The organism is Legionella sp. 16cNR16C (genome assembly GCF_021297775.1).
Classification (GTDB): Bacteria; Pseudomonadota; Gammaproteobacteria; order Legionellales; family Legionellaceae; genus Legionella_C; species Legionella_C quinlivanii_A.
In genome coordinates this window covers 371,043-385,753 of record NZ_JAJTMX010000001.1, presented here as the reverse complement: position 1 = coordinate 385,753, position 14,711 = coordinate 371,043, and the positions used below count along the sequence as shown (strand labels likewise).

Sequence of the window (14,711 nt, the reverse complement as noted above, 5' to 3'; positions counted from 1 at the left end):
GGCTCTGCTGCCAGGGTTACTCGCTCAATTATCAGGCCTCGGCCGCGGCTACCGGTGAATAGGAGCGTCGATGAATGGGGCATGGGCCCAATTTTTCCAAGGCGTTTCGATGCATTTCTGTTGCATAACCTTTATGGATGGCAAATCCATAGCCAGGATAAAGGCTGTCCAGTTCAATCATTTCCTTATCGCGCGCAACTTTCGCCAATATTGAAGCGGCACCAATTTCGTAAATGAGTAAATCCCCTTTTACCACTGTTTCACAGGGCATGGAAATCAAGGGCCGATGTTTACCATCAATCAAAACCTTATCAGGGATGACATTTAATGCTTCAATCGCGCGCGTCATTGCTAACAGCGTTGCCCGATGAATATTAAATCGATCAATTTCACCAACCTCCGCGCGCCCGTAGGCAAAGCAAATAGCATGATCCTGAATTTTTTTTGCCAAATCCTCTCGTTTAGCGGGAGTCAGCTTTTTTGAGTCAGTGATCCCATCAATAGGATGCCTGAGGATGACAGCCGCCGTCACCACGGGCCCCGCCAGAGGCCCGCGCCCAACCTCGTCTACACCGGCGATATTCATAATCATCATATTCTTATTATTGACCAGGAGGCAGATAATACCCTTTTAAAATTGATTTATCATCCAGGAAATGCGATCATAGGTGCAAATTTTTCAGGTTTTATATGTTGTATGCGAGTCTTAAAATGTGCTGTTATCGGAGTTGGGTATCTGGGTCGCTTTCATGCTCAGAAATATAAACTGTTACCGGATGCTGAATTAGTCGCTGTCTGCGATGCCAATCCAGCAACCTGCGAAGCGGTAGCCAGCGAGCTCGAAGTGAGCGCCTGCCATAATTATCGTGAGTTATTTGGCAAAGTTGAAGCTGTCAGTATTGCTGCGACAACCAATCAGCATTATGAAATTGCTAAAGAATTTCTAAAACAAGGCATTCATGTTTTAATCGAAAAACCTATTACTGAAACTGTTGAGCAAGCCGATGAGTTAATTCAGCTTGCCGCTTATCACCGGGCCAAGATACAGGTAGGCCATCTGGAGCGCTTTAATTCTGCCCGTATGGCTCTTGATGAGTATCTTGACAATCCACTGTTCATTGAATCACAGCGTCTGGCCCCATTTAACCTGCGCGGCACGGATGTGAATGTGATTCTTGATGTAATGATCCATGATATTGATATTATTCAGTCAATAGTCAGCAGCCCTATTATTCATATTGATGCTCAGGGCGCTCCCGTGCTTTCCCGCTCCGCGGATATAGCCAATTCTATTGATATTGCCAATGCGCGTATTACCTTTGCCAATCAATGTGTGGCAAATGTAACAGCAAGCCGAATCAGCTTTAAAACTGAGCGCAAAACCCGCATATTCCAGCAGGATTCCTATTTATCCATCGATTACCACAACAAGCAATTTGCTGTTTTCAAAAAAGGGGATGGGGAGATGTTTCCTGGTATTCCGAATATTGTCCGACATGAATCTGTTTTTGAAAAAAGCGATGCTTTACTTGAAGAAATCAAGGCGTTCGTCTACTGTGTCCTCAATGACACTAAACCACTGGTATGTGGTCAGCAAGGGCGCGATGTCCTATCAACAGCGGCAACTATTACGAGCCTGATACAGAACAATCTCGCCAGCCGTCATGCTCACATCTAAAAAACTGGTGATCATTGCTGGCGAAGAATCAGGCGATGTGCATGCAGCGGAATTAGTTCGCCGTTTGCTAAATAAGGATCCTGACCTGCAGTTCAGTGGTATTGGCGGACGGCATATGCAGGAAGCTGGTGTTTTTCTGGTAAATGATCTGGCCCGTTATGCCGTGACTGGCCTCACTGAAGTATTAAAACACATCCGTGTAATCAAAAAGGCATTTAAAGAGATCAAAACACATCTGGAAAAAAATCCGCCTGACTTGTTAATTCTGGTTGACTATCCTGGTTTTAATCTGCGCCTTGCCCGCTTTGCGAAACAGCAACTGAACCTTAAAATCATTTACTATATCAGCCCCCAGATTTGGGCATGGAAACCCAAGCGCATTCATACGATTAAAGCTTGCGTTGATAAGATGGCAGTTATTTTACCTTTTGAGAAAACACTTTATCAGCAAGCCGGTGTGCCGGTTTCTTTTGTAGGTCATCCGCTGGTAAAGAAAATCCCCCATTTCGAGAATTCCGAATCCTTGCGCCAAACCTTGAATTTACCAGCCAATCGCAAGCTGGTAGCCTTGCTGCCGGGAAGCCGCCTTAATGAAATTAATCACCACATGCCTGTTTTTGTGCAAACCATTCAACAGCTTAATACGATAAGAAGCGATTTACATTTTGTCATCCCCATTGCAAAAACCTTAAATTCAGAGCGAGTCAAACAGTTTGTTCAGGCTGGAATCAGGAATATCAGCTTTTTAAATGGCCAATCCCTCGAGGCTGCAGCCTGCAGCGATTGTGTAGTCGTGGCCTCCGGAACCGCTTCATTAGAAACCGCACTATTAAAAAAGCCAATGTGCATTGTTTATAAGGGAAATCTCTTATCGTATCTTGTTGCCATGAAGGTAATCAGAGTGAAGTATTTTGGTTTATGTAATTTGCTCACAAACAAGATGGTTGCTCCCGAATTATTACAATATGATTTCAATGTGCATGAGCTTGCCAAAATGATTGAGAACTTGCTTGATGATCAGACCTTTACTCAACGCATGCTCAGACAATTGCATGAAATGAAAGTCTCTCTCTCTACCGAGGCTGCAGATGAATCTATCGATGAGCTGGTACTTAACGAACTATCTTCATAACTGCGTTTTCAGCGCCAGCCGATTTGCAATTAACTCATTTTCCGTCTAGTCTTAATTTGTTACATCTGCTTATTCTTTATTCATACCAGGGAGGTTCAAATGAATAGCGATATTTTTGAAGGAAAATGGGAAGAAATCAAAGGTAAAATGAAACAAGCCTGGGGTAAATTGACTGATGATGACTTTGATGTCATCGAAGGTAATCAGCAAGAAATTTATGGAAAACTGCAAAAACATTACGGCTACACTAAAGAACAGGCCGAAGATGCAGTCAAACGATTCAGAAAAGATTATTCCGATAATTTATAGCGATTAGTATGCCTGGCCTTGAGTCAGGCATACTATCAATTTTACTTTCTTTTTGATGATTTACCCGATTTATTACTTCTTGTACTTTCACTAACCGTGGTCTTGGGATGTTTTTTGGCAAAAGCCTCAGAAACGTATTGACCCGTTTGTGCATCTCTGTATCTTTTGTTCATTGCTAACTCCCTTTAAGTAGCTATATATATAATAGAATAGCTCTGAAATTTATCCAGTTTGTATTAAATACCCTGTCGTTCTCGTGCAATGTTCTGGCATAACTTAAAAGAAATCCTCTCACCCAAGTTGAGAGAGGGCAAGTTCAATGTCATTAAGTTAAGAATTCTGCAATTGCATGTAGATTGGTACCCATAACTAATGGAGCTGGCTTCTACTAGCCTTCTTGAATTACCGATGATTTATTGTATACTTCGGGCCTTTAGCAATTATAGGATTAAAAATGATCAAAAATGCTTTAGTTATTGCATTATTAGGAACTTGTGTAACTAGCAGTTCTTTCGCTTTTAATATTTTCCCTGATTTGAAATCAACCCATAGAACTCATAGCCTTCATACTAAAGTCGTAAAGAATCAAGATACTGATTATACTGATTTTTCTGGTACCTGGTCAGGGAGTTGCTCTTATAATGGAGAATCCGATGAGACAACGATTATCATCCGCAATGATGAGGTTTCCATTGAATTAGATGGTGAACAATATAGCATGGGAGCCATAAAAACCGAATCTACATCTGATAAAATGCAAAGCTTTACTTCACAAGCTGTTATTAATTGGAATCAGGAAAGAACTCAATTGAACTTATCAGGGACTATGACGGTATATGAGTATCCTGATTACCCTTACAATAGTTCTCGATCGCTCGTTACTATGCTATCCAAGGGAAGCATTGCACTTAATAACAAACAGTTGATTATTAAAGTTGAGGGAACCATTTTTGATGGTACTACACCAAGCGATCCCATGTTCACCAGTGAGTGCACTTTAGATAAAGTAAAATAATCTATTTCTTGCCTACGTCCTCGGCTTCTTCGAGGGACGTAGGAGTAAAGGTTAAAGCCTGAAGGATTTTCAAGTAAGATCAATATCCTGATAAATGTTCCTATAATTAAAAGAGCAATCTAAAAACAGGATGACTATGCGTAGATGGATCTTTTTCATATTATTCTTCATGCTCCTGGCTCTCGTACTATTTTACTTCACCGAAATTAAACACCTGATTAAACTGGTGCAGGAGATGCACCCGGGCTGGTTATTAGCGGCATTAGCGCTGCAATTTGGGACTTATTTGCTTCTGGCTCTGGTATGGTGGTGGGCTCTTTGGTGGGTCAATGAACGTGTCAGCTATTTGTCGCTGGTATTACTGAGTATTTCCCAGCTATTCGTGAATCAGACAGTTCCATCAAGTGGTTTGAGCGGCGCAGTTGTAGTAACCAATTTTTTAAAGGCTCAAAAAGTCTCTAAAAAAGCCATAGGCCTCGCTATTGCGCTCAATGTGTTTGGCCGCCAGATTGCTTTTACCCTAACGTTTATGGCCGCTGTTATTATTTTATGGATATATCGTTCACCTGGCCTGACATACCAGATTCTGGGAATTCTCTTCGCTTTACTGATGTTTGTAGTTACCGGGTTGTTTGTGTACCTATGGAAACTCGCTGCGGATGCGAAATTGCCGGGTCTGCTGAAACGATTTTCCGCGATTGAAACCTTATTTTCCTCAATCAGGACAATTAAACCGAGTGTTTTATTAGAATTACAAATTGTAAGCCCGGCAGTGTTGCTATTTACTGGTATCGTAATATTCGACTCTCTAACCCTATGGGTCATTCTTTATGGCTTCAATGTCGAAACCCATTTTCTTCCAGTCTTTGCAGCGCAGGTTCTTACTACCGTACTTGCCGGTGTATCATTAATTCCCGGTGGTCTGGTTGTCTTCGAGGGCGGACTCGTGGGTATGCTGCATTTAATAGGATTACCCTTTGATGTTTCCTTTGCGGCCACCCTGCTATTTCGCGGTTTTACTTATTGGCTCCCTATGCTGCCTGGTTTTTTGATAACCCATAAACAACAAAAATGAGTAGAACGAATCTGGGTAAGAAAAATAAAGAAAAATTGCCTGATACCGAATTTCAGGTTAATTACTATCCTCCTCAGGATATCCCAAAAGATGAGCCTTACTACCATAGTTTATTGAAAACAGCTTTAGTCAGCGAAAGCGTACAGAATTTTATCGAGTATGCATTAAAGGAAGAGGCAGAGGAAGAAGTGGTGCAAAATCTCGAGCAGACAACAGGGTCAAGGGAGTGGTTTATTGAAAACAAAACAACCGCGGCTCAACAGGATAGTTACATCGCACCGAGATTTTAGTTGCTGTTGATATCCCCTCTCTCTAACTCTCACTGCCATTTAGTTAAGGAAGTTTTGTCTTTCCCGCGAAGGCGGGAATCCATTCCTCAATTGGCATTATAGCGAGCTTAGAGATGGATCCCCGCCTTCGCGGGGAGGACAGTTTATATACAACTGAGCTTAACTTAATGCCAGTATCTCTAACTCTCTCCCCTGAGGGGCGAGAGAACATCAGAGAAGATCCTTAAGAAAAAGAATGATAGAAAACCTGACGGTCTTTTCATAGAATACACACTCATTCAGTCATAATGCTTTACTCGTGGAGAATTCAAATGAATGGTAGCCAGCTAAATCAAATAATGAATATTGCTCAGGGCCAGGCCCAAAATAAGAAATTACCAGTTAAAACATTCTACCAACTCCCCGACAGCCTGAAGGCGATTCGATTCGACGAAGAAGATAGCATTGTCATTGCCATGTATAATCTTAGTCTTATTTTATCGTCACTCGAGATACATAGGAATGACCGTGTGCACAGAACCACTTTATCCGATAAGCTGAATAAGCATCTCAAGCGGGTTTTGCAACTGGATGACCCCGCCGGCACTCTTACTATGAAACTCCTCATGGAACATCATAAATCGCTTCCAAACAGCAAAACCACCAATGAACTTATCGAAAAACTCTTTGAACATTCTCTGCCTCAAAGCTATTGCAGCTTGGAATTGGAGGGTGTGCTGAGCAGTATTAAAAAAAGTACACTGCCCAATAAAGACAAGTTGATGCGAATCTATATAGATCACGCCAAACGAGAGTATAATAAGAAAAATTTGTCAAGATACGACCTTGATTCACTAAGCCGCGCCTGGGAGAAAAATGTACAATACTTTTTGTCCCGTGATGATCTGCGCTGGCTAAAAACCTGCTATGAATATCCCCAATCCCCTGTTTACCATCTGAAAGGAGGCTTGATTATAGCTGAACGACAACTGAACAATTCACCCAATCAATTATATAAGGACATGTTTTATTTTACTCTCATCAGCGGTATAGCCCTTTTTTCAACAGACTTTGATAAACAAGCGAATAAGGAAGCAACCGCTTTACCCGCTTCTTCAGAAAAAGATATCAAGCAATACTTTATTGCAGGTTTGTATTGTCTGTATCTTCTCTCCCTGCCTTTGCGTATGGTCGGTTCATTGATGAGCGCCTGCGGCATGTTCAAATCACAACAACCCACCCCTCTCGTCTTTCCTGATTGGGCCTCGAGGAAGCTTGAGCGACTTGAAGGAAACAAATCTGCTGAGGGACCGCGTGCTCCTTGAAGGAGCTACCATCCTCCTTCATAAGGACGGTGCAGTTTTAATTCTTTTAAGGAAGAACCACGATGATAATGCAAGGCCATGATCTCCTGGTTAGTTTTCGGATCTTTAAAGCGGTGGTAGTCGATAGCAAAAAAACGATGTCGATTCCCATTCGCTTGTAGGCGATAAAAATTCAGGCCAAATCCGCCAACGCTTTTGTAACAAAGAAAAGCAACACTTATGTTACCTTTTTTCAAGGCAGCATAACTGGCTACAGTTGCCGTTATTACGGTGGCAACACCTGCTGTAAATCCTTTACTCTGTTCACCAGTTCCAATGTCTTCGGACATTTTTAATTATTTTTTAACAATTTTTTGGATTATACTTAATTAATACTTCTCATGCTATGTTAAAACGGAGTTACATTTTTCATGGACTTGATGGCCAAAAAAGTAAAAGAAAAATTATTGGAGCATCTGTTTGATAACACCGCCAAAGCCATTACATTTACATTGATTCTGGCACTACTAATCATTTTCTATTTAAGCTACCAAGACATTCCACTAACCCAGACCGGTTTATGGCTTGGAATTCTCTGCGCCATATTAATCCTTCGCCTTGTAATCGCTATCCTCGCCATTAAAAGCCCGCAGCGCAGTGAGTTCTTCTACTGGACTTTAATCATTACCGGTTTTCTTTTAGGAGCCATGCTGGGGCTTTTTTTCTGGTCATTTTACTGGGAGATGTCTATTTCACAGCGTATGATTCTATTACTTTTTTTTGCGGGACTCGCAACAGGAAGCACTATTTCGATGGCCGCCTCCCCGCTATCCTATGCCGCCTTTGTATTACCAAACTTCCTGCCAATAATTTTGCGATTTTTAATGGATTCCCATGATGATTCTCGTCTGGTTGCCATCGTTCTGATCATTTTTCTAAGTTATCTGGGTGTTATTTTCAATGCAAATAAGAAAATGCTTCGCAAAAACATTATTCTTTTAGCGCATGAGAGCGAACTCAATAGTCAGCTGGAACAATTTAATCAGAAACTTAGTATCGTTTCGATTACTGATGAGCTGACTCAACTGGCCAATCGACGGTATTTTCAGGAGCGTTTAATAGCGGACTGGATTCGGGCAAAGCGCGCTTCGCTTCCCCTGACTCTGATGATTATTGATATTGACTATTTTAAAGAGTGTAATGATAACTATGGCCATCTTTATGGTGATGAATGCCTGAAAGAAATTGCGAAAGCCCTGACTGAAGTGGTAAAACGTCAAACGGATCTGGCCGCTCGCTATGGCGGGGATGAGATGGTTGTAATTTTATACAATACCTCGCTTAATGATAGTGAGCAATTCGCCATGCGTCTTAAAGAGGCAATTGATAGTCTGAATATAAAAAATGAGTACTCACCGATTTCAAATCGTTTAACTGTTTCGATTGGCGTGGCCAATACAATCCCGGCGATTGATGATGATTATGAATCTTTATTCACGAGGGCTGACAAAGCGCTTTATGAAGCCAAATTAAATGGAAGAAATTGCATAGCCGTTTCCAAATAACAATAACAAAGGCAAGAGGTACGATGAAAAATAAAACTGCTCTAATCACCGGCGCTTCAAGTGGCATTGGTAAAGCCTGTGCGCGTGCTCTAGCCAAACAAGGTTCAAGATTGATCCTTGTTTCTCGCAGAAAAGAGCGTCTGGCTGAACTGGCTGAGTCTTTGAACAATGAGTTTAGTACAGAGTCACTGATTATCACTCTGGATATAACCCGCAAACTGGACGTAGAATCTCAATTGTCAAAGCTGCCAGTTGAATGGAAAGATATTGACATTCTAATTAATAATGCCGGGCTGGCTCTGGGCAGCGACTCTATCCAGACGGGTGAGATTGAGAACTGGGAACGTATGATTGATACCAATGTAAAAGGCCTTCTCTATGTCAGCCGTCTTCTGATTCCTGACATGATTGAAAGAAAATCGGGGCATATTGTGAATATTGGTTCAATAGCGGGACAGGAATGTTATCCTAATGGCAATGTCTATTGTGCCAGCAAGCATGCAGTTCGTGCTATTACTAAATCAATGCGTCTGGATTTACTGGGTACATCAGTTCGAGTTTCAGAAATTGCCCCTGGCGCGGTAGAAACCGAGTTTAGTATTGTTCGCTGGAATGATGAGCAAAAAGCCAGGGAGTTTTATCGCGATTTCGACCCCCTTCTTGCTGAGGATGTGGCTGAAGCCGTGTTGTTTTGCCTGACCAGGCCGCCCCATGTTGATATCGCAGAAATTACTATCTTGCCTAGTGTGCAGGCTTCAGCCAACTACATTAGCCGCAAAGGCAAGCAGAAAAAAGAATGATTCTGGCATTGGAGATGATAGCCATTATAAAAGTGAATAAAAAATATGGCTCATAATTTGCCTTTAATCACAACATTGGCAACCGCCCTAGGATTAGCACTGATTATGGGCTTTATTGCAATCAAGCTTCGCCTCCCTACTCTGGTGGGCTATTTGTTTGCAGGAATTATCATTGGTCCCTTCACACCAGGTATTATCGCCAATCCTCATATAGCGGCCGAGTTTGCTGAAATTGGGGTGATGCTCTTAATGTTTGGTGTTGGACTTCATTTTTCAGTGGATGAATTACTCGAAACTCGAAAAATTGCATTGCCTGGCGCTTTGCTGCAAATTCTGGTCGCCAGCTGTCTTGGTGGGACTGTTTCCTACTTTTGGGGATGGAACTTTAGTCACTCAATTGTATTTGGCTTAGCCTTATCTGTTGCAAGCACCGTAGTACTAATCAAAGCCCTGGAAGCTCAAAGGCTACTTGGAACAATTAATGGTCAGATTGCTGTTGGCTGGCTGATAGTTGAAGATATCGCAATGGTGCTCGCTCTTGTTTTTTTGCCCTTCATCGCCCTTTGGACGGGAACATCCGAGCCTGGATCATCCGATAAAAATTTTTGGCTTACTCTCGGAGTAACCATTTTAAAAATTTCATCCTTTGTAGCAATCATGCTGCTTATTGGCAGATGGGGATTACCCAGATTATTGTGGCAGATAACCAAAACAGGCTCTCGTGAACTCTTTACCCTCTGTATCATTGCTGTGGCAGTAAGCATTGCATTTTTGGCTGCCAAGTTATTTGACATTTCATTTGCTCTCGGAGCGTTTTTTGCAGGAATGATCCTTAGAGAATCACGGTTTAGCCGCCGTGCGGCGGAAGAGTCCCTACCCTTCAGAGATGCTTTTGCCGTTTTATTTTTTGTTTCTGTGGGCATGTTGTTTAATCCCTCAATTTTTATAGAGCAACCTTTAAGAGTACTTATTGTTGTATTGATTATTATGCTGGGGAAGTCGATAGCTGCTGCTATTCTTGTGCTTTCATTTCGTTATCCGCTGAACACTGCACTCACTGTATCTGTAAGCCTGGCGCAAATTGGAGAGTTTTCATTTATCCTGGCGGGTCAGGGCGTACAGTTAAAGCTGCTCCCGGCTGAAGGTCAGGCATTAATACTCGCAGGCGCTCTAATCTCAATAGCGCTGAACCCGCTTTTATTCAAATCGGTCGAAACTCTTCAGCTCTGGCTCAATTCTTCACCCTTTTTAATGCGTTTTCTTCAGCGTTCAGCAGATCCCTTAATTGAACTGCCTCTCAGCACCCAGGAAAAATATCCTTCAGAACATCTGGTATTGATAGGATATGGCCGCGTTGGAAAACGGATTGGTGAAATTTTGACTGCACGACATATTCCCTACGTCGTTGTAGAGCAAAACCGCGAGTTAATCGAAGATATCAGAAGCCAGAATATATCTGCGGTATTTGGGAATGCCTCTGATCCCTCCACTTTAATTCAGGCTCATGTAGCACGGGCTGCCATGCTGGTTGTTGCCACTTCTGATCCTTTTAATATTCGGCAAATGGCTGATATCGCCACGAAATTGAATTCAAAGATCGAGCTTGCTATTCGAGTTGAAAATGAAGACGACAAAAATATGCTCGCCAAAGAAATTGACGCTGAATATTATTTGAGTGAAGAAGAACTGGCCAAAGGCATGGGTAAGCATATATTAAGCAGGTTTGAAAAGCCTGAATGAGGCTCTGCAAGGTTAGACTGTCTACAATTGCATGTAGGTTGGACCCTTGGCCATAGCCGTCAGTCAGGCTATGGCCAAGGTCCCAACTTACAATAATCTGGCAGTGATGCCAGGCGGGAATAACAGAAGCCAATTATGATTTTTTGAGCTGATCTACTTCTTTTTGCAACTGGGCTATTTGCTGCTGTAATCCTGTTTGCACTTGCTGCAGTTGATCCTGGGATTGGGTATTCATTTTTTGAATTTCATCTTCCAGTTTATTCTGCATTTCTTTTAGCTGTGCCTGCATCTGATTGTTTAAAGTGGTAATCTGCGTATTGTTTTGATCCTGCATTTGCTTTAACTGCCCTTGAATTTGCGTATTCAAGGATTGTACATCAGCAGGCGTGTTGTCAGCCCAGGCATTAACAGAAATCAGGGCCGAAAGAAGCACAGCAGCTTTTAAAGTAGTCATAATTATCCCTAAAAATTATTTATCCCTGCTACTTTAACTCATAAGATCGTTTTTTTGAACTGGAGATGCTGATCCTTCTTCTGCAGAGGTGTGTCTTCTTCTTAGATCAAAGCTATAACTTCCTTTGTCTTCTTTGGGATTAAACGATTCCCGAGGAGACTGCTCCTCCAGTGAACTGGTCTGCTTCCTTTTGATATGCTTTAGGAGTTTGCCGTAAGAAGCCTCGGTCTTCTCAATAACAGCCCGCGGATCAGCAGTGCTCACATCCTTAACCGCTCTTACTGGATAGAGAGCTTCTCCCACATGACGCATCGACTTATGTGTTGAAGCAAAAAATCGATGGGTGGCATGGCCGGGTTTGGCACCAAAGAGTCCGGCAATACGGGCGATACCCATCTCAGCTGTGTATACAAATGACTTAATGATAGAACTAAAGCCGCTATAAAACAGAAAAACCATCGAGCTCGAGAACGTGATTAATCGAGTGAGATCTTTTTTGGTTTTATCGAATAAATCTCCCCCAGCTCTCTTCATAGGTTCCCAGGGGTGAGGTTTTTCTACAGCCCAGGCCGCCAGGCTTAAAATAATAGACCAGCCAAAACGACTAACGGCCGGAATATAGCTTAGAGGAATTGAAAACAATTGAAAAGCAATGGATGGATAGGCTGTTTCAGGATACAAGATTTTCTTCAGAGCACGGCTATCTTCCCTGGAAAAGTGTTTGTCTATTTGCCTTGATAAGGCAAATAGATGTTTTGAACCCATCTTTGGAATATCATCCGCATTGGACGATAGCCAGTAAGCCAGCAAAAATCGATCAATAGTTGGTTTGTTAGTTGCATAATATTGTTCAACAAAACCTTTGATGTCATCGGGAGTGAGTTCAAGTTGTTTTGATCTCACTCGTTCTCCATACTCAGCGATTAATGCTTCATAAAATAAAACAGCAATTTTGGCGCCGACAAAGGGATATCCAGCATGCGGATTATTACCCAGATCTTCCAGCACCCTTTTACTAATCCAGGGTATGGGGTGTCCGGCAATACCATTCGCCAATACATAGCCAATACCATAAGCAGCAGCACAATACGCTGCAATCGTTAATGGATCTTCACCAAACTGATAGACAGCATTTGCCGCCTGACTATTATAGCCGTCCGTCAATGCATTCCAGCCTGCCGCGAGGACCTGAGCCTGAGTACATCCACCGCCGATTGTGGCAGCGAGCTTTGAAGCGCCTAGTGAATAGGAAAAATGACTGAACCAGTTAACGTAATTCGCGCCAAAAATAGCAGTACTTACACCTGGCAAATAAATCACTGCAGCCCCAACTCCATAGGCGCATGTGAAAATTACACCGGAAACTGGATCTTTTGCAAAACCGTGAGTGAAAAAGCTGCTGAATCCATTAAGTCCTCTGGCAACCGCTGTAAGAATATCATTCTGCTCACCGGATGTTAGCGGATAATCCGCCTCTGCAAACAAACTATCTGCGCTAAACTTAAGTTCAGTGTCTACTTTGCAACGTTTCAAAAGCTGGTTTAATCGTTCTTCCTCTATTGTTTTAATTGTTTCACATTCTGCCTGAGCAGCGGCCAGGGTGTCGCTCAATTCAGGTATTTCCGAGGTGGCTTTCCAATCTTCAAGCATGGCAGCGGGTAAACGAAATACCAGGCTGCTTCCGAAATCCTTAATTCCGCTAAAAATATCTCCTATCGCATAACCCACTTGCTTTATAAAATTCCAGGGATTTACCCAAAGAGGTTGATTGGGTTTTGCTTGGGCACGAAGCTCTGCTGCTACCAAATGAAAATTTTTATTTTTCCAGCTTTCTTCTTCCCAGTTTCTGGTGGGTAACACGAAACTTTTAATGAAATTTAAAAGAAAATAACCTAGACTTTTTAACTGCGGAACGATACCGCGATGTGCTTTCCAGCGGGTTGCGGTAATAGTATCAAGTTCTTCGACATCATTTGAATTGCTGACTTTTGGGGACTGTCCTTTTTTAAGCTCCAATTTATCCCAACCTTCAATGAAGCTTATTGCGAGTAATACCTGTCGTTCGCGAGCAGGTGTTAATTCCTCAAGATTAAAGTCATAGGTTACCGCTTGATCTTTATCGAACGCGAAATCACCATGATGAGAAGGATTGACGGGGTTACGCAGATCGGGTAAATGATCATCCAGTTCTTTTCGTGCATCTTCAATAAAATCGTTTAAATTACCGCGGGTCAATGCAAAAAAACGTTTATTACTAAAACTAAGATCCTGATTGATTCCCTGCAATTCATATAAATTCTGATGTATCTGCTGCTTGATAAATTCAAGAATCGACTCATGACCTCGTCCACGATTAAAACGACGAAGATTATCAGCATTTTTTTGAATTTTTTGAGAAAAGTCCTGAGCTCTTTGTATATCCTCCTGCAGGTCATCCCTCAACTGCCTCATAGTCCCGTCATCAAATCCAGGACAATCCACCTCGGAAAAATAAGCGCCCAATTCATTGCTGATTTGTTGCAGTTTTTGAATATATCGCTCGAAATATTTGCTAATTTTTTTAGCGGAATTATCTCGATTAACCAGCGACTCAAGATCCTGCATCGCTTCAAATCTATCCTGATATAAATCAAGTAAAGCAAGCTTCATACCCAGTGAATTGCTTGCCATACCCTTAGCAGCCTGCTCATGGGCCACAATGCGATACTGCCCCAGGGAACCAATGATTTTGCTGGTCAGGGAATGGGTTTTAATAATACCCCAGCGGGTTGCCTGTTTAATTTTTTCGGCCGAGCTTTTCCATAAAACGGAATGCTCATGGCCGTTTTGTTTTACAAAAATTACCTGGCCATTGCTTTCAGGTCGAGTAAAAATTTGCTTTTGGAAAATGTCCTTACGCTTTGCTGCCGCGACAGATGGTATAGAAGAATCCTGAGGGAGAGTGAGTCTGCTGCTCTCACTGTCTAAATAAAACTCTTTAATTCTTTTATCTTTATATCGTTTAAGCAGTTTCTTTGCACTTAATGGATAGGGCATACAGGCTCTGTCGTTCAAAATTTAATGATAGTCATTTAGCAATTATACGCTTGTTATATTAAGCAAAACTTAAGGAAATAGAATGTCAAAACAAATCCTTCGCACAGGATATTTTTTTTATATATAGAGTGAATAACAAAGAATCACCTACCGATTCAAGAACATTTATATGATTTTTTAGCGAAAAAAGAAGATTATATGGATAAAATCAACGAGTTGAAAAGAATTTCAGATTAAAATCTTCCCTGTAAAAGGCTAGTCTGGGTTGTTCGTGCGAATGTTAATCGCATGATTTGTCGTTTGAGGGTTATTAAGTGCAATCATTTAAGAGTTA

Annotated in this window: 15 protein-coding genes; 10 read left to right on the top strand and 5 right to left on the bottom strand. The window is 41.9% G+C overall.

The window, feature by feature from the left end; all coding sequences use genetic code 11:
- Positions 1-31: 31 nt before the first annotated feature.
- The gene (gene rnhB, locus LXA66_RS01835; protein WP_370637155.1) at positions 32-586 is read right to left on the bottom strand and encodes a ribonuclease HII; all 555 of its coding nucleotides are present in this window, start codon (positions 584-586) and stop codon (positions 32-34) included.
- A gap of 111 nt (positions 587-697) precedes the next feature.
- Between rnhB and LXA66_RS01830 the strand changes: the two genes are divergently transcribed.
- The 3 genes from LXA66_RS01830 to LXA66_RS01820 all read left to right on the top strand — a co-directional run bounded on the left by LXA66_RS01830 (position 698) and on the right by LXA66_RS01820 (position 3,119).
- Entirely contained in the window at positions 698-1,678 is a 981-nt protein-coding gene (locus tag LXA66_RS01830) for a Gfo/Idh/MocA family protein (protein WP_233011664.1), read from the top strand.
- Complete coding sequence (gene lpxB, locus LXA66_RS01825) at positions 1,665-2,810, top strand: lipid-A-disaccharide synthase (protein WP_233011663.1); 1,146 nt, start codon at positions 1,665-1,667, stop codon at positions 2,808-2,810. The genes LXA66_RS01830 and lpxB overlap by 14 nt, the downstream gene beginning before the upstream one ends.
- A 99-nt stretch (positions 2,811-2,909) precedes the next feature.
- On the top strand, positions 2,910-3,119 hold the full coding sequence (locus LXA66_RS01820) for a CsbD family protein (RefSeq protein ID WP_133140199.1): 210 nt from the start codon (positions 2,910-2,912) through the stop codon (positions 3,117-3,119).
- 41 nt (positions 3,120-3,160) lie between these two features.
- On the opposite strand, the gene LXA66_RS01815 is transcribed toward LXA66_RS01820, so the two are convergent.
- Positions 3,161-3,292 carry a multidrug transporter gene (locus LXA66_RS01815; protein ID WP_112219599.1) on the bottom strand — a complete coding sequence of 44 codons (132 nt, stop codon included), beginning with the start codon at positions 3,290-3,292 and terminating at the stop codon, positions 3,161-3,163.
- A 281-nt stretch (positions 3,293-3,573) separates the two neighbouring features.
- Here LXA66_RS01815 and LXA66_RS01810 point away from each other — a divergent pair, with 281 nt between their 5' ends.
- The 4 genes from LXA66_RS01810 to LXA66_RS01795 all read left to right on the top strand — a co-directional run bounded on the left by LXA66_RS01810 (position 3,574) and on the right by LXA66_RS01795 (position 6,803).
- Positions 3,574-4,134 (top strand): hypothetical protein, encoded by a 561-nt coding sequence (locus LXA66_RS01810; protein WP_233011662.1) that lies wholly within the window; start codon positions 3,574-3,576, stop codon positions 4,132-4,134.
- A gap of 136 nt (positions 4,135-4,270) precedes the next feature.
- Positions 4,271-5,209 (top strand): lysylphosphatidylglycerol synthase transmembrane domain-containing protein, encoded by a 939-nt coding sequence (locus tag LXA66_RS01805; protein ID WP_233011661.1) that lies wholly within the window; start codon positions 4,271-4,273, stop codon positions 5,207-5,209.
- Entirely contained in the window at positions 5,206-5,499 is a 294-nt protein-coding gene (locus LXA66_RS01800; RefSeq protein WP_233011660.1) for a hypothetical protein, read from the top strand. The genes LXA66_RS01805 and LXA66_RS01800 overlap by 4 nt, the downstream gene beginning before the upstream one ends.
- A gap of 311 nt (positions 5,500-5,810) precedes the next feature.
- On the top strand, positions 5,811-6,803 hold the full coding sequence (locus LXA66_RS01795; RefSeq protein WP_233011659.1) for a hypothetical protein: 993 nt from the start codon (positions 5,811-5,813) through the stop codon (positions 6,801-6,803).
- A 5-nt stretch (positions 6,804-6,808) separates the two neighbouring features.
- Here LXA66_RS01795 and LXA66_RS01790 read toward each other — a convergent pair whose 3' ends face one another.
- A complete protein-coding gene (locus LXA66_RS01790) occupies positions 6,809-7,132 on the bottom strand; it encodes a hypothetical protein (RefSeq protein WP_233011658.1) in 324 nt (107 codons plus the stop codon).
- A gap of 90 nt (positions 7,133-7,222) precedes the next feature.
- Between LXA66_RS01790 and LXA66_RS01785 the strand changes: the two genes are divergently transcribed.
- The 3 genes from LXA66_RS01785 to LXA66_RS01775 are packed head-to-tail and all read left to right on the top strand — an operon-like array spanning position 7,223 to position 10,887.
- On the top strand, positions 7,223-8,347 hold the full coding sequence (locus LXA66_RS01785) for a GGDEF domain-containing protein (protein ID WP_233011657.1): 1,125 nt from the start codon (positions 7,223-7,225) through the stop codon (positions 8,345-8,347).
- Between the two features lie 23 nt (positions 8,348-8,370).
- On the top strand, positions 8,371-9,147 hold the full coding sequence (locus LXA66_RS01780) for an SDR family NAD(P)-dependent oxidoreductase (protein ID WP_233011656.1): 777 nt from the start codon (positions 8,371-8,373) through the stop codon (positions 9,145-9,147).
- A gap of 45 nt (positions 9,148-9,192) precedes the next feature.
- Positions 9,193-10,887 (top strand): cation:proton antiporter, encoded by a 1,695-nt coding sequence (locus LXA66_RS01775; protein ID WP_233011655.1) that lies wholly within the window; start codon positions 9,193-9,195, stop codon positions 10,885-10,887.
- 133 nt (positions 10,888-11,020) lie between these two features.
- Here the strand turns inward: LXA66_RS01775 and LXA66_RS01770 are convergent, their stop codons facing one another.
- Together LXA66_RS01770 and LXA66_RS01765 are read right to left on the bottom strand one after the other, a co-directional pair.
- Positions 11,021-11,341 carry a hypothetical protein gene (locus LXA66_RS01770; RefSeq protein ID WP_233011654.1) on the bottom strand — a complete coding sequence of 107 codons (321 nt, stop codon included), beginning with the start codon at positions 11,339-11,341 and terminating at the stop codon, positions 11,021-11,023.
- A gap of 33 nt (positions 11,342-11,374) precedes the next feature.
- Entirely contained in the window at positions 11,375-14,377 is a 3,003-nt protein-coding gene (locus LXA66_RS01765) for a hypothetical protein (protein WP_233011653.1), read from the bottom strand.
- Positions 14,378-14,711: the final 334 nt, after the last annotated feature.